The sequence below is a fragment of the Streptococcus sp. UBA3373 genome (assembly GCF_002360305.1).
GTDB classification, from domain to species: Bacteria; Bacillota; Bacilli; order Lactobacillales; family Streptococcaceae; genus Streptococcus; species Streptococcus alactolyticus.
On record NZ_DEQF01000042.1, the window covers coordinates 1 to 20,310 of the forward strand.

Below are 20,310 nucleotides of genomic sequence, written 5' to 3' on the forward strand. Positions count from 1 at the left end.
ATCCCTGCTCGCTGCTCTTGTCAGGTTGTATGTTATTTGATTACATCGGCTGGACAGAAGTGGCTCGTCGCATCACGACGGCTATTGAAAAGACCTTGGCTCAAGGCTATGTCACTGCTGATTTAGCACACGGTAAGACTGCCTATTCAACCAGCGACTTTGCCGCCAAAGTCATCGACTATTTGTAAAAAGATAACCTAGGATATGTTTTGGTCCTAGGCTTTTTGCTGCCGCCGACATGATATTGATTTTTACCCCAAAAAAGCTTATAATCTTGATAGAAAAGGTAGGTTTTTATGGAATATTCATTGACAGACATTATTTTTTTATTTTTTATTTATTCGTTTGTAGGCTGGCTCTGGGAAACCATTTATTGTTCCATCAAAGATAGAAAATTTGCTTATCGTGGTTTCTTGGCTGGACCTTACTGCCCTGTATATGGCTTTGCGGTGACAACCGTTCTGGTGGCGACAAAACCTTTTCAGAGTCATTTGCTATGGCTGTTTTTGAGTGGGATGCTGGTAGCGACCGTGTTCGAATACGTGGCAGCATGGTTACTAGAAACTCTCTTTCACATGAAGTTGTGGGATTACAGCAATGAATTTGGAAATATCCAAGGACGTATCGCCCCAGCCATCTCACTGTTTTGGGGCTTTGGGATTGTGATTTTAGTTAAATTCATCCAGCCAAGCGTGATGTGGCTGATTGCCCATACGAGCGATTGGGTTGCCTTAGCTATTGTAATTATCATGACAGCGGATTTCATTTGGACAGTGACAGATACAGTGAAATTCCAACAAGCAGCCAGCTCTTTTGAAAAATATGCGCATGCAGAACAAGAACGCTTGCACGAGTCCGTTAAAAAAGAATTTGGCGACTTGGCTCAGCAAACCGAAGTCTTTAGCAAGCGCTTAGAAGATTTACGCCTGCACATCAATGAACGCTTGAAAGCAAGAGGTATCGAACCTTTCCGTTTCAACCAACGCCGCCTCTTGAGAAACTACCGTCAATTCCGTTTGACGACAGCGCCATTTTTAAATGATATCCGTCGCAAACAAGAAGACGCCAAACAAAATCAAAAAAACAAGAAATGAGAACGAAGTCTGGAATGAAAATTCCAGACTTTTATCATAAAAGTGTTTCTTTTTTGCTGCATTTAATGAAGGAAAAGTGATTTTTACCACCTTAAATTTACACCGATCCAATGAATGGTAAGTGCTTGAAAATAAAATTATATTGTGCTATAATCAATTTCTGTAAGGGTTATCAATTGTTGATAATTCAAAAAAAACATAATAAAAGGAGAACCAATTATGGCTTCAAAAGATTTTCACATTGTTGCAGAAACAGGTATTCATGCACGTCCAGCTACTTTGCTTGTTCAAACAGCTAGCAAATTCGCTTCAGATATCACTTTAGACTACAAAGGTAAAGCTGTAAACCTTAAATCTATCATGGGTGTTATGAGCTTGGGTGTTGGTCAAGGTGCTGACGTTACTATCTCAGCTGAAGGTGCTGACGCTGACGACGCACTTGCTGCTATCGAAGAAACAATGACTAAAGAAGGATTGGCTTAAAAATGACAGAGAAGCTTAAAGGGATTGCAGCATCAGATGGTGTTGCTGTTGCTAAAGCGTATTTACTCGTTCAACCGGATTTGTCATTTGAAACTGTTACAGTTGAAGATACAAGTGCAGAGGAAGCTCGTTTAGATGCTGCATTGCAAGCATCTAAAGACGAGCTTTCTGTTATTCGCGAGAAAGCAGTAGAAACACTTGGTGAAGAAGCAGCAGCTGTGTTTGACGCACACTTGATGGTTCTTTCGGACCCAGAAATGATTGGTCAAATTAAAGAAACAATCCGTGCCAAACAAATTAACGCTGAAGCAGGTCTTAAAGAAGTAACTGATATGTTCATTACTATCTTTGAAGGTATGGAAGACAACCCATATATGCAAGAACGTGCGGCTGATATCCGCGACGTTGCAAAACGTGTATTGGCTCACCTTATCGGTGTTAAACTTCCAAACCCTGCTACAATTGACGAAGAATCAATTGTTATTGCTAACGATTTGACACCATCTGACACCGCTCAATTAAACAAAAAATTTGTAAAAGCGTTTGTCACTAACATTGGTGGACGTACAAGTCACTCAGCTATCATGGCACGTACTTTGGAAATCGCTGCTGTTCTTGGAACAAACGATATCACAAGCCGTGTTAAAGATGGTGATACTGTAGCCGTTAATGGCATTACTGGTGATGTTATTATCAATCCAACAGAAGAGGAAATTGCTGAATTTAAAGCTGCTGGTGAAGCATATGCTAAGCAAAAAGCTGAATGGGCTATTCTTAAAGATGCCAAAACAGTTACTGCTGATGGCAAACACTTTGAATTAGCAGCAAACATCGGTACTCCTAAAGATGTTGAAGGCGTTAACGCTAACGGTGCAGAAGCAGTCGGTCTTTACCGTACTGAGTTCTTGTACATGGATTCACAAGATTTCCCAACTGAAGATGAACAATACGAAGCTTACAAAGCTGTTCTTGAAGGCATGAACGGTAAACCAGTTGTGGTTCGTACCATGGATATCGGTGGGGACAAAGAACTTCCATACTTTGACCTTCCAAAAGAAATGAATCCATTCCTAGGATTCCGTGCTCTTCGTATCTCAATTTCAGAAACAGGTCAAGATATGTTCCGTACACAATTGCGTGCGCTTCTTCGTGCGTCTGTTCACGGACATCTTCGTATCATGTTCCCAATGGTTGCTCTTCTTAAAGAGTTCCGCGCAGCGAAAGCTATCTTCGAAGAAGAAAAAGCTAAACTTAAAGCTGAAGGTATTGCCGTTGCAGATGATATTGAAGTAGGTATCATGATTGAAATCCCAGCTGCAGCTATGCTAGCTGACCAATTTGCTAAAGAAGTTGACTTCTTCTCAATTGGTACAAATGACCTTATTCAATACACAATGGCTGCTGACCGTATGAACGAACAAGTTTCATACCTTTACCAACCATATAACCCATCAATCCTTCGCTTGATTAACAACGTTATCAAAGCAGCTCACGCTGAAGGTAAATGGGCAGGTATGTGTGGTGAAATGGCCGGAGATCAACAAGCTGTTCCACTTCTTGTCGGAATGGGTCTTGACGAATTCTCTATGTCAGCAACTTCAGTTCTTCGTACGCGTAGCCTTATGAAGACACTTGACACTGCTAAAATGCAAGAGTATGCAAACCGTGCTCTTACAGAATGTTCAACTATGGAAGAAGTTCTTGAACTTAGCAAGGAATACGTTGACTAATTAGCAGCATTATTAGACTTTTAAAGACTGTTTTGAGTGATTAAAAGTCAGTTGTTAGAGAGGGCGCTAATCGTTCTCTCTTTCTTTATGCTTTAAATGGTGGCGCTATTTTATAAGATGTGATTATGCTAATTTTCTGAATTTAGTAGTGTTGAATAATTGAAAAAAACCAAAAAAGTGATAAAATAAAACTATCATATTAAAAGGGGAAAGAACGTGACCAAACAATACAAAAATTACGTTAATGGAGAATGGAAACTTTCTCAAGAAGAAATCACTATTTATGCTCCAGCAACAGGTGAAGAACTAGGTTCTGTGCCAGCTATGAGCCAAGAAGAAGTAGATTATGTTTATGCTTCTGCTAAAGCTGCTCAAAAAGCATGGCGTGCGCTTTCATACGTTGAACGTGCGGCTTACCTTCACAAAGCTGCTGATATTTTAGAGCGTGATGCTGAAAAAATTGGTGCGGTATTATCAAAAGAAATTGCTAAAGGCTACAAATCAGCTGTTAGCGAAGTTATTCGTACAGCCGAAATCATTCACTATGCTGCTGAAGAAGGTGTTCGCCTTGAAGGTGAAGTGCTTGAAGGTGGTAGCTTTGAAGCTGCAAGCAAACAAAAAATCGCTGTTGTTCGTCGCGAACCAGTTGGTCTAGTGCTTGCTATCTCACCATTTAACTACCCAATCAACCTTGCTGGCTCTAAGATTGCACCAGCCCTTATTTCAGGAAACGTTGTTGCCCTTAAACCACCAACGCAAGGTTCTATTTCAGGTTTGCTTTTGGCTGAAGCCTTTGCTGAAGCAGGTCTTCCAGCTGGTGTCTTCAACACAATTACAGGACGTGGTTCTGTTATCGGCGACTACATTGTAGAACACGAAGCTGTTAACTACATCAACTTCACTGGTTCAACTCCTGTTGGTGAACACATCGGTAAATTAGCTGGTATGCGCCCAATTATGCTTGAACTTGGCGGAAAAGACTCAGCTATCGTTCTTGAAGATGCTGACCTTGATTTGGCTGCTAAAAACATCGTTGCTGGTGCTTACGGTTATTCAGGTCAACGTTGTACAGCGGTTAAACGTGTCCTCGTTATGGATAGCGTTGCTGATGAATTGGTCGCAAAAGTATCTGCTTTGGTTGAAAAATTAACAGTTGGTATGCCTGAAGAAGATGCAGACATCACACCATTGATTGATACAAAAGCAGCTGACTTTGTAGAAGGTCTTGTTAAAGACGCTCAAGAAAAAGGTGCTAAAGAAGTGATTGCCTTCAAACGTGATGGTAACCTTATCAGCCCAGTCTTGTTTGATAACATCACTCCTGAAATGCGCTTGGCTTGGGAAGAACCATTTGGTCCAGTTCTTCCAGTTATCCGTGTGAAATCACTTGAAGAAGCTATTGATTTGTCAAACCAATCAGAATACGGTCTTCAAGCAGCAGTCTTCACAAACAACTTCCCACTTGCCTTCAAGATTGCAGAACAATTAGAAGTTGGTACTGTTCACATTAACAACAAGACACAACGTGGTACCGATAACTTCCCATTCCTTGGAGCTAAGAAATCTGGTGCTGGAACACAAGGTGTGAAATACTCTATCGAAGCCATGACAAAAGTTAAATCAACTGTTTTCGATATTGCAAAATAAAAGAATGAGGGTTGGAACGCTTGTGTTCCGCCCTTTTTTGTTTGTGAAAAGAATCATCATTTTATGGAAAAGGTGATCCTTTTTTTCGTTTTTACAGAATATTGCACTTTTTATTGTGAAAACGCATACATTTGTGGTAGAATAGGGTTACCATACAATAGGAGGTGGAAAATGGTCACACGTAATCAATTTTCACTATCGGAGATGCGTAAAGCAAGTCCTTATTTTTCTGCGTTAAAAACTATTGTCGAAACGGCTTTTTATGAAAACCAAGTGCACCCTATCAAGACTCTAGAGGAGGCTTACCAGTTGGCGTCCAATGCTGCTGGAACAATGATTTTAGATATGCCTGTCATTCATACCAAGGAGTTGGGGTTACCCTCATATGCTCGGGTTTTATTGACAAATTCTGGGGCAATTGTTGGTCGAACAGCTAAGACGCGCCGTATTTATGGGAGGGATGCCGAAGAAGATGAACGGCTTTTATCCATTGTGAGAAGTGCGGTGTATCAAGCACATAGCCGCACCTTTTACAAGGCAGATGCTATCGTAGGCCTAGAGTAGGATTTCATGGTGCGTGCCCACTTGATGGTGCCGGAAGAAGAAATCAATAATCTCTACTCTTGGTTGCTGAATTTTCAAATTTTGGATGAGGAATTTAAAAACCGTTTGAAGGTTTCCAAACGGTATGACGAAGATGATATTTTTGTCTTTTTTGACCCTAAATGGTCGCATCCTGACTATCCAGATGGTTTGGCTTATTTTGATACCAATCACAATTGTGTGGCGATTTTGGGATTGAACTACTTTGGAGAATTGAAAAAAGCCACTTTGACCTTGGCTTGGGGAACGGCTGCACGAAATGGATACGTTTCTTGCCATGGTGGCTTGAAAATGTTCCAACGAAAAGATATCGAGCAGCATTACGTCGCATCCTTTTTTGGCTTGTCTGGTTCTGGTAAATCGACTTTCACCCACGCTAAGCATAATGGAAAATACGACATCAAGGTTTTGCACGGCGATGCTTTTAATCATTTCTGAAAAAGATGGCTCATCTATCGCCTTAGAACCGTCTTATTTTGATAAAACCAATGATTACCCAACGGGACATCCCGAGCAAGATTTCTTTGTAACGGTGCAAAATTGTGGGGTGACCTTGGACCATAATGGTCGGAAAAAATTGATGACCGAAGATATCCGCAATGGGCAATGGGCGAACAGTCAAGTCACGCTTTGCGACACCAAATCGTGTGGATGTTGTCAAAGAGCCTATTAACGCTATTTTTTGGATTATGAAAGACGACTCGCTACCGCCTCTCATGAAAATCAATGACCCCATTATGGCAGCAACGATGGGCTGCACCTTGATGACGAAGCGCTCAAGTGCTGAGAATATCGAAAGTGGCAAGCAAACACTGGTGATTGAGCCTTTCGCCAATCCTTTCAGGGTCTATCCGCTGGTAGAAGATTACCAAAAATTCCGTTCGCTATTTTCAGGTGGCGTGGATTGTTATATTATCAATACAGGTTCTTACCTGTCTGAAGATATTTCTAAGGAAACATCTATTGCCTCCATTGAAGAGATTGTGGATAGCAGAGCGGTTTTTAAACTTTTTGGCCAGATTGAAAATTTTGAATATTTAGAATTAGAGAATTTTCCTATTCATCCATTTGATAATCAGTACAAGCAAATCATTCGTTCATGGATGCAAATTCGATTGAATTTCTTGCTCTCTTTCAATCAAAATTATCCTAAATTTGCTCTACCTGTTGAAGCCATTTCTTGCTTGGAAAAAGTGATTAATCAGTTGAAATGATAAGAAACGTTTTAAAAATACCGCCTCCAAGGTTTGGGGCGGTATTGTGTTTATTTGAGATGAAGTTCTTGATTTTTGAGGTAAACTTCTGATACAGATGCGTATTTTTTCAGTTTTTTGAGTTCCTCAGGATGAGTAATGAACGTGATAACCACACCTGCCTTGCCCATACGCCCTGTTCGTCCAGCACGGTGGGTATAGGTTTCCTTATCACGAGCCAAGTCAAAATTCAGGACACATTCTAAGTTGTCAATATCAATGCCTCGTGCTACTAAATCTGTTGCCAACAGCAGTGAAATCTCATGGTTTTTGAATTTTTCAAGGATGATCTTGCGGAATTTGACATTGACATCAGAAGCCAGTGATACCGCCGAAGCGTGGTTGAATTGCAAACGTTCCTCAGCAGCTCCTAGGTCAGATAAGTTGTTGAAAAAGACCAAACCACGAAAATCAGGAGTATTGGAGAATTTACGCAATAAATCTAGGCGGTCGCGTTTATCAACAGTGATGTAGTAGTGAGCAATCTGGTCGAGTTTCTGCTCTGACAAATCAATGGAAATGGTGTTTTCCACTAAGGCATCCACATCGACTTGATTAGTCGCACTCATGTAAATCATCTGGTGGTCACGTGGTACTCGATGCACGATGCTGTTTACAAAATGGTACTGAGAATCGCTAAGCAACTCGTCAAATTCATCCAAAACAATCGTATCCACAGACATCATTTTGATTTTTTTGAGTTTAACCAATTCAAAAATACGGCCCGGCGTTCCGATGAGGATTTCAGGCCCTTTTTTCAGGCGTTCAATTTGGCGTTTTTGGCTAGAACCTGAAATAAAGAGTTGTGCGGTTAGATTTAGCGGCTCAGCCCATGTTTTGGTCACATCAAACAATTGCCCAGCTAATTCAGTATTTGGGGCTAAAATCAAGAGTTGTTGTGCTTTTTTTGGTTTGAGTTTTAACAAGGCTGGCAAGAGATAAGCCAGGGTTTTTCCTGTACCAGTTGGGCTAATTCCAAGCACATTGTCCCCTTGTGAAATGGGCTCAAAAACCTGTTGTTGAATAGCGGTTAGTTCAGTTATTTGTGCCTTGGCAAGTTGGTCTTGCCAGACATTTGGAAATTGTGAAATCATAGCATGCCTTTTCTAATGTGTAATCTTTATCCCATTATACCATAGAAAAGGGTATCTTTTTGGATTTCAAGGCCAAGTAAGAGTTTTCAATAGTTGAAAAATAACAAAAATAGTGTAGAATAGATAAGAATATATTTGTTTTGGAGTAGTAAATGCGTAAAAAACCTATTATTATCGGTGTAACTGGTGGATCTGGTGGCGGAAAAACCAGTGTTTCAAAAGCGATTTTGGCTAATTTCACAGACCAAAAGATTTCAATGATTCAGCACGATTCGTATTACAAAGATCAAAGCCATTTGACTTTTGAAGAACGTGTGACAACCAATTATGACCACCCACTAGCATTTGACACAGATTTGATGATTGAACACATCAATGAACTCATTGCTGGTCGTCCTGTGGATATTCCGATTTACGATTACACCTTGCATACACGTAGTGAAAAAACTTACCGCCAAGAACCCCAAGATGTCTTTATTGTGGAAGGTATCTTGGTGCTTGAAGATAAACGCTTGCGTGAGTTGATGGATATTAAAATTTTTGTGGATACTGATGACGATATTCGCATTATTCGTCGTATTAAACGTGATATGGAAGAAAGAGGTCGCAGCCTTGATAGCGTCATCGACCAATACACTTCTGTGGTGAAACCCATGTATCACCAATTTATCGAGCCAACAAAACGTTATGCGGACTTGATTATCCCAGAAGGGGCATCTAACATTGTGGCTATCGATTTGATTAACACGAAAATTTCAACCATTTTGGAGTAATATATTAATAGTTAAGACAAGCACCTGTTGTGTTTGTCTTTTTTTGCAGTAAAAAGTCAGAAAATTTATTTTATTTTGATTATTCTGTTGACTTTTATTTTAGAAAGGGGTATGATGTTAAAAAAGAAAAACATTGAAAGGAAGTCAAACGATGGTATTCGCAGAAATGACAGTTTTGCTATTGCGACAGGGGGGCTAATGCAGCAGGAAAGCATTAGTCCTGTTTGGCTTACCAAGCGGGAAAAAACATCTCGCTGGATAGTGAGATGTTTTTTTAGTTAGTTTATTCGTGATTGTGCACGTTTTTAGAAAGAGGTTTTTATGCGTTCTATTGAATTTCTTGATACAACTCTTCGTGATGGGGAACAAACCCCAGGTGTTAATTTTTCCATTAAGGAAAAAGTGGCGATTGCCAAGCAATTGGAACGCTGGGGGATTGCGTCTATCGAAGCAGGTTTTCCATCTGCAAGTCCTGATTCATTTGAAGCGGTTCGTCAAATTGCCCAAGTCATGACAAAAACAGCTGTGTCTGGTTTGGCACGTTCGGTAAAATCAGATATTGATGCTTGCTATGAAGCCTTAAAAGATGCGAAATACCCACAATGCCACGTTTTCATTGCGACCAGTCCTATTCACCGCGAATACAAACTGAAAAAATCTAAAGAGGAAATTCTTGAAATTATCAAGGAACACGTGACCTATGCTCGTAGCAAATTTGAGGTGGTGGAGTTTTCGCCAGAAGATGCGACACGAACAGAACTGGATTACTTGCTGCAAGTGGTTCAAACAGCGGTTGATGCTGGAGCAACTTATATCAATATTCCTGACACAGTTGGTTTCACCACACCCGAAGAATACGGCTATATTTTCAAATATTTGATTGAAAATACGGCCTCAGACCGTGAGATTATCTTTAGCCCGCATTGTCATGATGACCTTGGCATGGCAACGGCAAATACCCTTGCAGCTATTAAAAACGGTGCTGGGCGTGTGGAAGGTACGGTCAATGGCATTGGAGAACGAGCTGGTAATGTAGCTCTGGAAGAAGTGGCTGTTGCTCTCAACATTCGCGAAGATTATTATCAAGCCACGTCTGATATTGTGTTAAATGAAACGGTTAATACGTCAGAATTGATTTCGCGTTTTTCAGGTATTCCGATTCCTAAAAATAAAGCTGTGGTGGGTGGCAATGCCTTCTCTCATGAATCAGGTATTCATCAAGACGGTGTGCTTAAAAACCCATTAACCTATGAAATCATCACCCCTGAATTGGTCGGCGTCAAGCACAATTCGCTTCCACTTGGAAAATTATCAGGTCGTCATGCCTTCATTGAAAAATTAAAGGAGCTGGAATTGACCTTTGAAGAATCTGAAATCGTTCCACTTTTTGCGAAATTTAAACAATTGGCAGACAAGAAAAATGAGATTACCGATGACGATATCAGAGCCTTGGTGGCAGGTACGGAAATTGAAAATCCTGAAGGCTTCCATTTTGGCGATTTGAAATTAACGTCAAATACGGACGATACGGTGACAGCGGCGGTTGTGATGGCCAATGCTGACGCTGATGAAGTAGAGGTTGTTGCTGACGGTAAAGGTTCTGTTGAAGCTATTTACAATGCTGTGGATAAATTCTTCCACCAAAATGTGCGTCTGCTTAGCTACACCATGGACGCTGTGACTGATGGCATTGATTCTCAGGCGCGTGTGTCAGTTTCCATTGAAAATACAGATACAGGCACTATTTTCAATGCGTCAGGAATTGATTTTGATGTGTTGAAAGCTGGGGCGCTGGCTTACATTAATGCTAACACGCTTGTTCAAAAAGAAAATATGGGTGAAATTGGTCAAATCATTTCATTTCGTGATTTGCCAACAAACTAATCAGCCATAACAAAAAGGGTAATCTTGACTGAGGGAGTTTAGCTATGACAAAAAAAATTGTGACACTTGCTGGTGATGGTATCGGTCCAGAAATTATGGCAGCAGGTCTGGAAGTTCTTAAAGCCGTTGCTGCAAGAATTGATTTTGCTTATGAGATTGATGCCAAGCCATTTGGCGGTACAGGAATTGACGCTGTTGGACATCCACTTCCTGAAGAAACCTTGGCAGCTGCCAAGTCAGCGGATGCTATTTTACTGGCTGCTATCGGCGGTCCTAAGTATGACAAGGCTCCTGTTCGTCCAGAACAAGGTTTATTGGTCATTCGTAAGGAATTGCAACTGTTTGCCAATATCCGTCCTGTTCGGATTTTTGATGCTTTGAAACACTTGTCGCCTTTAAAACCAGAGCGCATTGACGGTGTTGATTTTGTAGTGGTGCGTGAATTGACAGGGGGCATTTATTTTGGTGAACACCAGCTGAATGACGATTCTGCCCGTGATATTAACGATTATTCTGCTCATGAAATTCGCCGTATTATCCACAAGGCTTTTGAATTGGCACAATTTCGTGGCAAGAAAGTGACCAGCATTGACAAGCAAAATGTTTTGGCAACGTCTAAATTGTGGCGCCAGATTGCTGAAGAAGTAGCCACAGAATTTCCAGACGTTACCTTGGAACATCAATTGGTGGACAGCGCAGCCATGATTATGATTACCAATCCGTCGCGTTTTGATGTGGTGGTGACAGAAAATCTTTTTGGGGATATTTTGTCTGACGAATCCAGCGTTTTGCCTGGAACTTTGGGCGTGATGCCATCAGCCAGCCATTCGGACAAAGGGCCAAGCCTTTACGAACCCATTCACGGCTCAGCGCCAGATATTGCAGGGCAGGGCATTGCCAATCCTGTTAGCATGATTTTGTCTGTTGCCATGATGTTGCGTGAGAGTTTTGGCGAAGTGGCTGGAGCAGAATTGATTGAAAATGCGGTAGATAAGACTTTCAATCAAGGGATTTTGACACGAGATTTGGGTGGAACGGCTTCAACGGATGATATGACCGCCGCGATTATTGCCAATCTATGAGCACTAAAGCCGTTGTTTTTCTCCTGTTTGTGTTGTGGAATAGCCTCGTTTTTGCCAGCTATGGTTTGGATAAGAGGAGGGCAAGGCGTGGTTCTTGGCGGATTTCAGAGAAAACCTTGCTTTTGGAAAGTCTTTTCTTGGGAGGAATAGGCGCCTTTCTAGGTGGAAAAGTCTTTCGCCACAAGACACGAAACAGGTATTTCAGACTAGTTTGGTACTTGGGTTTGTTAGGAGATATAGCCTTTTTGTACTGGCTTGTCTGGCTATGGCGATAAGGGATATTTAAAGGGAATGTAATAAAGGAAAGTGGAGGTTGAAATGAGCGGAAAATCGATTTTTGATAAACTTTGGGAGCGTCATGTGGTGACAGGAAAAGAGGGCGAGCCGCAACTCATGTATGTTGACCAGCATTATATTCATGAGGTGACTAGTCCGCAGGCTTTTCAAGGGCTGAGGGATACAGGTCGCAAGGTGCGCCGTCCAGATTTAACCTTTGGAACAACAGACCACAATGTGCCAACGGTGGATATTTTTAACATTCGTGATTTGATTTCTAAAAATCAAATTGATACCTTGGCTGAAAACGTTGCGGAATTTGGTATTGATGCGGCGACGCACGGCAGCGAACGTCAGGGAATTGTTCACATGGTTGGACCTGAAATAGGTCGCAGTCAGCCAGGAAAATTCATCGTTTGTGGGGATAGTCACACGGCGACACACGGTGCTTTTGGAGCGATTGCCTTTGGTATTGGGACTTCAGAAGTAGAGCACGTATTTGCCACGCAATGTATTTGGCAAGTAAAACCTAAAAAAATGAAGGTGGAATTTGTCGGAAAACCGCAAAGAGGGGTGTATTCAAAAGACTTTATTCTAGCTTTGATTGCTCAATACGGTGTTGATGCTGGTGTGGGTTATGCGGTTGAATATTGCGGGGAAGCCATTGATGCCTTATCGATGGACGAACGCATGACCATTGCCAATATGTCGATTGAGTTTGGGGCTAAGATGGGCTTGATAAATCCTGACCAAAAAACCTTTGATTATGTCAAAGGACGAGAAGCCGCACCAAAAGGGGAAGCATTTGAAGAAGCTGTCGCAGATTGGAAAAACTTGGTTTCAGACCCTGACGCGACTTATGACAAGGTGATTACCATTGATGTGTCAGAACTAGCACCGATGGTGACTTGGGGCACCAATCCAGAAATGGGCGTTGCCTTTGGGCAACCTTTCCCAGCCATTAAAGACATCAATGACGAGCGCGCTTATCGTTACATGGGAATGCAGCCTGGCGATAAGGCAGAAGATATTGATTTAGGTTATGTGTTTATTGGGTCTTGTACCAATGCCCGCCTGTCAGACCTTAAATTAGCCGCTAAAATTGTCAAAGGCAAACACATCGCACCCAATTTGACCGCTATCGTTGTTCCTGGGTCACGTCCTGTCAAACAAGAGGCAGAGCGCTTGGGGCTTGATGTTATTTTTAAAGAAGCTGGCTTTGAGTGGCGAGAACCAGGGTGTTCGATGTGTCTCGGCATGAATCCAGACCACGTTCCAGAAGGGGTGCATTGTGCATCAACCAGCAATCGTAATTTTGAAGGGCGACAAGGTTTTGGGGCTAGAACGCACCTGTGCAGTCCAGCCATGGCGGCAGCGGCAGCTATTGCAGGCCAATTTGTTGATGTTCGCCAGCTCGCAGAAGTTCAGTAAAGGAGAAAAAACATGGAAACATTTACCGTTTACACAGGAAAATCCGTTCCTTTGATGAACGATAATATTGATACCGACCAGCTGATTCCCAAGCAATTTTTGAAAGCGGTCGATAAAAAAGGCTTTGGGAAAAATTTGCTTTTTGAGTGGCGTTATCTCAATGACAACTACGATGAAAATCCTGATTTTGTGTTCAACAAGCCTGAATACCGTGGGGCGACCATTTTGATTACAGGGGATAATTTTGGCTCTGGGTCATCGCGTGAGCACGCGGCTTGGGCCTTGGAAGATTATGGTTTTCGTTGTGTTATCGCAGGCTCTTTTTCAGATATTCACTATAATAACGAATTGAAAAACGGGATGCTACCTATTGTTCAGCCTCTAGAGGTTCGAGAAACACTGACGACATTGCCAGCAGGAGAAGAGATAACAATTGATTTGCCCAACCAAGTGATTCAATGCTCTGCAGGAACTTTTCCTTTTGACATTGACGAAGAATGGAAACGCAAATTGGTTCTTGGACTTGATGACATCGGCATTACGCTTCAATATGAGCAACTCATTGCCGATTATGAGGCTAAACGTCCGACTTACTGGCAATAAACGCAAGAGGGAAATCAACCTTCTTTTCTTTTTATGCATTTTAGAAATGTGACGGTCTGTCCATTTTTTGGTATAATAAAGTTTATGAATAAGACACAGAAAATTGAAAACTATCAGATGATGTTGGCGCAAGCACAAGCGCTTTTTGCTAACGAGAAAAACCTTTTGTCAAATTTATCAAACGCCAGTGCCTTGCTGAATATGACCTTGCCAAACTCTGTTTTTACAGGTTTTTACTTGTTTGACGGTCAAGAATTGCTCCTTGGGCCTTTCCAAGGTGGGGTTTCTTGCGTTCACATTGCCCTTGGAAAAGGGGTTTGTGGCGAATCTGCAGCCAAACAAGAAACGATGATTGTGGCTGATGTTACCAAACACGCCAATTACATTGCTTGCGATTCAGCTGCAATGAGTGAAATCGTTGTGCCAATGGTCAAAGATGGTCAATTGGTGGGTGTTTTGGATTTAGACTCACGTTTAACCAATGATTATGACGCTATTGACCAAGAGTATTTGGAACAATTTGTGGCGCTGCTTGTCGAAAAATCGTATTGGAATTTGGATATGTTTGGAGTTGAAAAATAATGTATCAAGCGCTTTATCGAAAATACCGTAGCCAGACTTTCGATGAGATGGTGGGGCAAACGGTTATTTCGACGACCTTAAAACAAGCGGTCGCTTCGGGAAAAATTAGCCATGCCTACCTCTTTTCAGGACCTCGTGGAACAGGTAAAACAAGTGCGGCTAAAATTTTTGCCAAAGCGATGAACTGTCCAAATCAAGTTGACGGTGAACCTTGTAACCATTGTGACATTTGCCGAGATATTACCAATGGCAGTCTTGAGGACGTGATTGAAATTGATGCGGCTTCCAATAACGGTGTTGATGAAATTCGTGAAATCCGTGACAAATCGACCTACGCTCCTAGCCGAGCAACTTACAAGGTTTATATCATCGACGAAGTGCATATGTTGTCAACAGGCGCTTTTAATGCCTTGCTAAAGACCTTGGAAGAACCTACTGAAAATGTTGTTTTTATCTTGGCAACAACGGAGTTGCATAAGATTCCAGCAACTATTTTGTCGCGTGTCCAACGGTTTGAATTTAAGGCTATTAAGTTGGCGGATATTCGCGAACATTTGGTAGAGATTTTGGAGAAAGAAGGCATTGGGTATGACCCAGACGCTTTGACCTTGATTGCACGTTGTGCAGAAGGTGGGATGCGGGATGCCTTGTCTATCTTGGACCAAGCTCTCAGTTTAACCACTGATAATCAGGTGTCGCTAGCCATTGCCGAAGAAATCACAGGCAGCATTTCAATGGTTGCCCTAGATGACTTTGTGGCTAACGTTTTAGCCAATCAGACCACCCAAGCCCTAGCTAATTTGGAAACCATTTTTAATAATGGAAAGAGCATGAACCGCTTTGCGACAGAGTTGCTCAATTATTTTCGGGACCTTTTAGTGGTGCAATCTGGTGGGGAAAACACGCATAACAGCTCGACTTTCCAAGCTAATTTGGAAGTTTCACAAGATGATTTGTTTCACATGATTGACCTTGTGACCAAGCGCCTGCCTGAGATTAAAACGAGCTTGCAGCCTAAAATCTATGCTGAAATGCTCACCATTCAATTGTCAGAATGGCATAAAACCGCTGTAAGCCAAGACTTGCCAGAAAATATCTCTGAAGAGTTTGAGGCTTTGAAGGCTGAAATCAAGGACCTAAAACAGCAATTAGCCAAGGTATCGACGTCACCAGCGCCGAAAGAAACTCGGAAAAACACGGCCAAAGGCTTTACCTTTAAAGTGGACCGGGGCAAGATTTTGAAAATCATGGAAGAAACGGTGGCAGATAGCCGCACGTCAAGGGCCTATCTAGATGCACTCAAAGGGGCTTGGAACGAGATTTTAGACAGCATCTCCTCGCAAGACCGAGCCTTGCTGAATGGGTCAGAACCTGTTTTAGCCAATCAAGAAAATGCCATCTTGGCTTTTGAGGCTGCTTTTAATGCCGAGCAGGTCATGAAACGATCAAATTTAAACGATATGTTTGGCAATATCTTGAGCAAGGCTGCTGGCTTTTCACCGAATATTTTAGCGGTGCCACGCAAAGATTTTGATAGCATTCGACAAGAATTTGCTCAAAAGCTCAAGAAACAAAAACAAGGTCAGGTGCCAGAAGAAAAACAAGACACCAGTTTTATTCCAGAAGGGTTTGATTTTCTCGCTGAAAAAATCCAAACCGTTGACGATTAAAAAAGAGTTTTCAATTAAGAAACTCTTTTACTATATGATGAAGGGAACTGAGTAAATCCTATGACAAAGGGTCGTTTTATATTTATTGCACTGATGTGTGCTTTGGAAACTTTTTATTTAAATGATTGTGTGTTTGAAGGGGATTACTTATTTGCCTTCTTTTGGGGCTTTTTGCTCTATCGTGACCTTCGGCATGTTTATCTTATCGATAAGGTGGTTAATAACCTCTGATTTATTGCCAAGAGGAGAGGCTGATTTCACCGCTACGCAGGAGTTTTTCCTGTCCATTATCAAGTGTTACCAGCAGATGCCCTTGATTGGTCACATCTGTAGCGACTCCTGAGAATAATTGGTCATTTTCCATAAACGTCACTTGTTTGTTCAAAACAAGTGATTTTTCTTTATACACTTTAATCAAATCTTTTTCGGGAATGGTGAAAAAAAGCTTCCAAATTTCTGTGATGAGCTGATTGCGCGTGATGCTTGGTGGTTGATGAAAGAGAGAAGTTGCTTTGTTTGCCAAATCCTCAGGAAAATCTTGCAGGTAAAAATTGATGCCGACTCCGATGATGACATCTGTGATAAGCCCTGTTTCGACAGAAGAAATAGCTTCTGTCAAAATACCAGCTATTTTTTTGCCATCAAGATAGATGTCGTTGACCCATTTAATGTCTGTGTCAATGCCCGTCAATCGAGAAATGGCTTTGACCACGCTTGAAGCAACCATAAGCGTGTAGGGTTTCATGTCTTCAAAAGGAACGTTAGGTTTAAGGTGCAGCGACATATAAATCCCCCCTTGCGAAGAGGTGTAAAATGGTCTGCCAAATCGCCCTTTTGCCATTTTTTGATAAGGAGCCAGATAAAGGTGAGGTGTTTTGGCTGTTTCTAAATGATTTTTGGCATCTAACTGGGTTGAATCGCTATCTTCATTTAAGGTCACAGGGGTATGCAGATTTTTGGCAATTTCTTCAGGCAAAAGCAGGTCGCTCGCAATAAGGCGGTAGCCCTTTTTTTTGACCGAATCAATCTGAACTCCCTTTTTTTCCAAAGTTTTCACAGCTTTCCAAATGGCACTCCGAGAAATCCCCAAATGCTGTGCCAAAGCTTCCCCACTCACATAATCAGGATGGGTGCTGAGGTAATGATACAATTTTTCGTAAGTTTTCATGCTTTTAGTATAATACATTTGAGCCTTGGCTGGCTAGTCCCAACTAAGAGAATGTACTTTTTTCAGCTGGCTATAGGTTTTTGGGCTAAAAAATGGTACAATAAACAGGTTAATGAGTCCCGATAAGACAATCTTGCCTATTTTCAAAGGGAGATTGGTACTTTGTAACTCTCGTTATTTGCTAGCAAACAACGGTAAATCCTATGGTATTTCTAAAAATGAGTAATGCCATGGTATTTTTTAACAACTGCTTTTTATGGTGTTATATCAAGCAATTTTTAAAATTTTTAAGGGGGGACATTTTTTATGTCAGAACGTAAACTTTTCACGTCTGAATCTGTTTCTGAAGGGCATCCAGATAAGATTGCAGACCAAATTTCAGATGCTATTTTAGATGCTGTGCTGGAGCAAGATCCTGACGCACACGTTGCCGCAGAAACAGCTGTTTATACAGGTTCAGTCCATGTTTTTGGAGAAATTTCTACATCAGCTTATGTTGATATCAATCGTATTGTTCGTAATACGATTGCCGAAATTGGTTATACGAATGCGGAATATGGCTTTGCTGCAGAATCAGTTGGGGTGCATCCGTCTTTGGTTGAGCAATCGCCAGACATTGCTCAAGGGGTTAATGAGGCCCTTGAAGTCCGTGGTCATGCCAATCAAGACCCATTGGATTTGATTGGAGCAGGTGACCAAGGTTTGATGTTTGGATTTGCCATTGATGAAACACCTGAATTGATGCCATTGCCAATTTCGCTTTCTCATAAATTGGTGAAAAAATTGGCGGATTTGCGTAAATCAGGTGAGTTGACTTACTTGCGTCCAGACGCTAAATCTCAAGTAACGGTTGAATACGATGAAAACGACAAGCCTGTTCGTGTGGATACGGTCGTGATTTCAACCCAACACGCTCCTGAGGTTAGCAACGAGCAAATTTACCAAGATGTTGTAAACAAGGTGATTAAGGCTGTTATTCCTGAAAAATACCTAGACGATGATACGACATTCTTGATTAATCCGACAGGGCGTTTTGTTATCGGTGGACCGCAAGGAGATTCAGGTCTAACTGGTCGTAAGATCATCGTGGATACTTACGGTGGTTATGCGCGTCACGGTGGCGGTGCCTTCTCAGGTAAAGATGCCACTAAAGTTGACCGCTCAGCTTCTTATGCCGCGCGCTATATTGCCAAAAATATCGTTGCTGCTGGTTTGGCTAGCAAAGCAGAGGTGCAATTGGCTTACGCTATCGGTGTGGCTCAGCCAGTTTCTGTTCGTGTGGACACTTTCGGAACAGGTACCGTTGCTGAAAACAAAATCGAAGCAGCCGTTCGTCAGGTCTTTGACCTACGCCCAGCAGGTATCATCCAAATGCTTAATTTGAAACGTCCGATTTACCGTCAAACTGCCGCTTATGGCCACATGGGACGCACAGATATTGATTTACCGTGGGAAAAATTAGATAAAGTGGATGCCCTAAAAGCAGCCATCGACTAAATAAAACAATCGTTGTATCATGTATACAGCGATTTTTTTATAACATAGGTTATATTTTTCTCTTTTTATGGCAGCAATTGATTTGTCAATCAGCATAATATGTGATAGAATGATAAAGTTGAATTCTAGCAGAAAGTTTTGAATATATGCGTAAAATTGTAATTAATGGTGGCAAACCTTTAAAGGGTGCAGTTGCTATTTCAGGTGCAAAGAATAGTGTAGTCGCTTTGATTCCTGCTACTATTCTTTCAGATGACGTTGTCACATTGGACGGTGTTCCTGACATTTCCGATGTTGATAGCCTAATTGAGATTATGGAAATCATGGGGGCAAAGGTAAAGCGAGAAGGCGATACGCTTGAAATTGACCCTCGTGGCGTTAAAAATCAACCAATGCCTTATGGCAAAATCAATAGCCTTAGAGCGTCTTACTACTTTTATGGGAGTTTGTTGAGTCGTTTTGGTGAGGCAACAGTGGGCTTGCCTGGTGGTTGTGACCTAGGTCCACGTCCCATTGACCTTCATTTGAAAGCTTTTGAAGCTATGGGAGCCTCTATTTCCTATGAAGGTGAAGCCATGCGTCTATCAACAGAAGGTGAGCCGATTCACGGGGCACACATTTACATGGATACGGTGAGCGTTGGGGCAACCATCAATACCATGTTGGCGGCGACTAAGGCAAAGGGACGTACAACGATTGAAAATGCGGCGCGTGAGCCAGAAATCATTGATGTGGCGACCTTGTTGAATAATATGGGAGCTCATATCCGCGGGGCTGGTACAGATATCATCACGATTGAAGGGGTTGACTACCTGCACGGGACACGCCACCAAGTCATTCCTGACCGTATCGAAGCAGGGACTTATATTGCTCTAGCGGCAGCAATTGGGGAAGGTATCCGCATCACCAACGTGCTTTATGAGCATTTGGAGAGTTATATTGCCAAGCTTGAAGAAATGGGCGTTCGCATGACGATTGAAGAAGATGCGATTTTTGTTGAAAAGCAATCCACCTTGAAAGCGGTAGCGGTGAAAACCTCTCCTTATCCAGGCTTTGCGACGGATTTGCAACAACCCATCACACCTTTGCTCTTGAAAACAGAAGGGCGTGGCATGATTTTAGATACGATTTATGAAAAACGCATCAATCATGTGGCGGAGTTGGCTCGAATGAGTGCAGATATTTCAACGGTTGGTGGTCGCATTGTTTACCAAGGTCCAAACAAATTAACAGGAACGGTGGTGAAAGCATCTGACTTGCGTGCGGGAGCAGCTCTTGTGATTGCAGGTTTGATGGCAGAAGGCCGTACAGAAATTACCAATGTCGAATTTATTTTGCGTGGTTATTCAAGTATCATTGAAAAACTCACTTCTTTGGGTGCTGATATTGCATTGATTGAAGAGTAAAAAGGGGCTACGATGTACTGACCCCAAAAAGTTG

At 41.9% G+C, this 20,310-nt stretch carries 18 protein-coding genes and 1 pseudogene; 17 read left to right on the forward strand and 2 right to left on the reverse strand.

Annotated features, from left to right (window positions below):
- From B3R79_RS05365 to B3R79_RS05390, 6 genes and pseudogenes are all read left to right on the forward strand, one after another.
- A partial coding sequence (locus B3R79_RS05365) for an isocitrate/isopropylmalate family dehydrogenase (RefSeq protein WP_293695393.1) occupies positions 1-188 on the forward strand: 188 nt, incomplete at its 5' end.
- Positions 189-296: 108 nt separating this feature from the next.
- Entirely contained in the window at positions 297-1,094 is a 798-nt protein-coding gene (locus B3R79_RS05370; protein WP_154454394.1) for a putative ABC transporter permease, read from the forward strand.
- 219 nt (positions 1,095-1,313) lie between these two features.
- Complete coding sequence (locus B3R79_RS05375; protein WP_003064009.1) at positions 1,314-1,577, forward strand: phosphocarrier protein HPr; 264 nt, start codon at positions 1,314-1,316, stop codon at positions 1,575-1,577.
- Between the two features lie 2 nt (positions 1,578-1,579).
- Positions 1,580-3,307, forward strand: coding sequence for a phosphoenolpyruvate--protein phosphotransferase (gene ptsP / locus B3R79_RS05380; RefSeq protein WP_168260979.1), 1,728 nt, complete (start codon positions 1,580-1,582; stop codon positions 3,305-3,307).
- Between the two features lie 216 nt (positions 3,308-3,523).
- Positions 3,524-4,954, forward strand: coding sequence for an NADP-dependent glyceraldehyde-3-phosphate dehydrogenase (locus B3R79_RS05385; RefSeq protein WP_264879535.1), 1,431 nt, complete (start codon positions 3,524-3,526; stop codon positions 4,952-4,954).
- 171 nt (positions 4,955-5,125) lie between these two features.
- Positions 5,126-6,771, forward strand: a pseudogene (locus B3R79_RS05390) (phosphoenolpyruvate carboxykinase (ATP)).
- Positions 6,772-6,821: 50 nt separating this feature from the next.
- Here B3R79_RS05390 and B3R79_RS05395 read toward each other — a convergent pair.
- Entirely contained in the window at positions 6,822-7,904 is a 1,083-nt protein-coding gene (locus B3R79_RS05395; protein WP_168260977.1) for a DEAD/DEAH box helicase, read from the reverse strand.
- A gap of 152 nt (positions 7,905-8,056) precedes the next feature.
- On the opposite strand from B3R79_RS05395, the gene udk reads away from it, so the two are divergent.
- The 9 genes from udk (at position 8,057) to B3R79_RS05440 (ending at position 16,436) form a co-directional block, all read left to right on the forward strand.
- The gene (gene udk, locus B3R79_RS05400; RefSeq protein ID WP_154454390.1) at positions 8,057-8,677 is read left to right on the forward strand and encodes a uridine kinase; all 621 of its coding nucleotides are present in this window, start codon (positions 8,057-8,059) and stop codon (positions 8,675-8,677) included.
- 321 nt (positions 8,678-8,998) lie between these two features.
- Positions 8,999-10,561 carry a 2-isopropylmalate synthase gene (locus B3R79_RS05405; protein WP_293695399.1) on the forward strand — a complete coding sequence of 521 codons (1,563 nt, stop codon included), beginning with the start codon at positions 8,999-9,001 and terminating at the stop codon, positions 10,559-10,561.
- A gap of 44 nt (positions 10,562-10,605) precedes the next feature.
- On the forward strand, positions 10,606-11,643 hold the full coding sequence (gene leuB / locus B3R79_RS05410) for a 3-isopropylmalate dehydrogenase (RefSeq protein WP_293695401.1): 1,038 nt from the start codon (positions 10,606-10,608) through the stop codon (positions 11,641-11,643).
- The gene (locus tag B3R79_RS05415; RefSeq protein WP_204984730.1) at positions 11,640-11,918 is read left to right on the forward strand and encodes a DUF1294 domain-containing protein; all 279 of its coding nucleotides are present in this window, start codon (positions 11,640-11,642) and stop codon (positions 11,916-11,918) included. Before leuB ends, B3R79_RS05415 begins: the two co-directional genes overlap by 4 nt.
- A gap of 43 nt (positions 11,919-11,961) precedes the next feature.
- Positions 11,962-13,350, forward strand: a complete 1,389-nt coding sequence (leuC, locus tag B3R79_RS05420; protein ID WP_293695404.1) for a 3-isopropylmalate dehydratase large subunit — start codon at positions 11,962-11,964, stop codon at positions 13,348-13,350.
- A gap of 12 nt (positions 13,351-13,362) precedes the next feature.
- Positions 13,363-13,953 (forward strand): 3-isopropylmalate dehydratase small subunit, encoded by a 591-nt coding sequence (leuD, locus tag B3R79_RS05425; protein WP_293695407.1) that lies wholly within the window; start codon positions 13,363-13,365, stop codon positions 13,951-13,953.
- 84 nt (positions 13,954-14,037) lie between these two features.
- Entirely contained in the window at positions 14,038-14,535 is a 498-nt protein-coding gene (locus tag B3R79_RS05430) for a GAF domain-containing protein (RefSeq protein WP_168260971.1), read from the forward strand.
- A complete protein-coding gene (gene dnaX / locus B3R79_RS05435; protein WP_168260970.1) occupies positions 14,535-16,205 on the forward strand; it encodes a DNA polymerase III subunit gamma/tau in 1,671 nt (556 codons plus the stop codon). Before B3R79_RS05430 ends, dnaX begins: the two co-directional genes overlap by 1 nt.
- A 60-nt stretch (positions 16,206-16,265) precedes the next feature.
- Entirely contained in the window at positions 16,266-16,436 is a 171-nt protein-coding gene (locus B3R79_RS05440) for a DUF3272 family protein (protein WP_154454381.1), read from the forward strand.
- A 1-nt stretch (position 16,437) separates the two neighbouring features.
- Here the strand turns inward: B3R79_RS05440 and birA are convergent, their stop codons facing one another.
- Entirely contained in the window at positions 16,438-17,373 is a 936-nt protein-coding gene (birA, locus tag B3R79_RS05445; RefSeq protein WP_168260969.1) for a bifunctional biotin--[acetyl-CoA-carboxylase] ligase/biotin operon repressor BirA, read from the reverse strand.
- A 306-nt stretch (positions 17,374-17,679) separates the two neighbouring features.
- Here birA and metK point away from each other — a divergent pair, with 306 nt between their 5' ends.
- Positions 17,680-18,870, forward strand: a complete 1,191-nt coding sequence (gene metK, locus B3R79_RS05450; protein WP_293695413.1) for a methionine adenosyltransferase — start codon at positions 17,680-17,682, stop codon at positions 18,868-18,870.
- 146 nt (positions 18,871-19,016) lie between these two features.
- Positions 19,017-20,276, forward strand: coding sequence for a UDP-N-acetylglucosamine 1-carboxyvinyltransferase (locus B3R79_RS05455; RefSeq protein ID WP_293695416.1), 1,260 nt, complete (start codon positions 19,017-19,019; stop codon positions 20,274-20,276).
- The last annotated feature ends 34 nt before the right edge of the window (positions 20,277-20,310 follow it).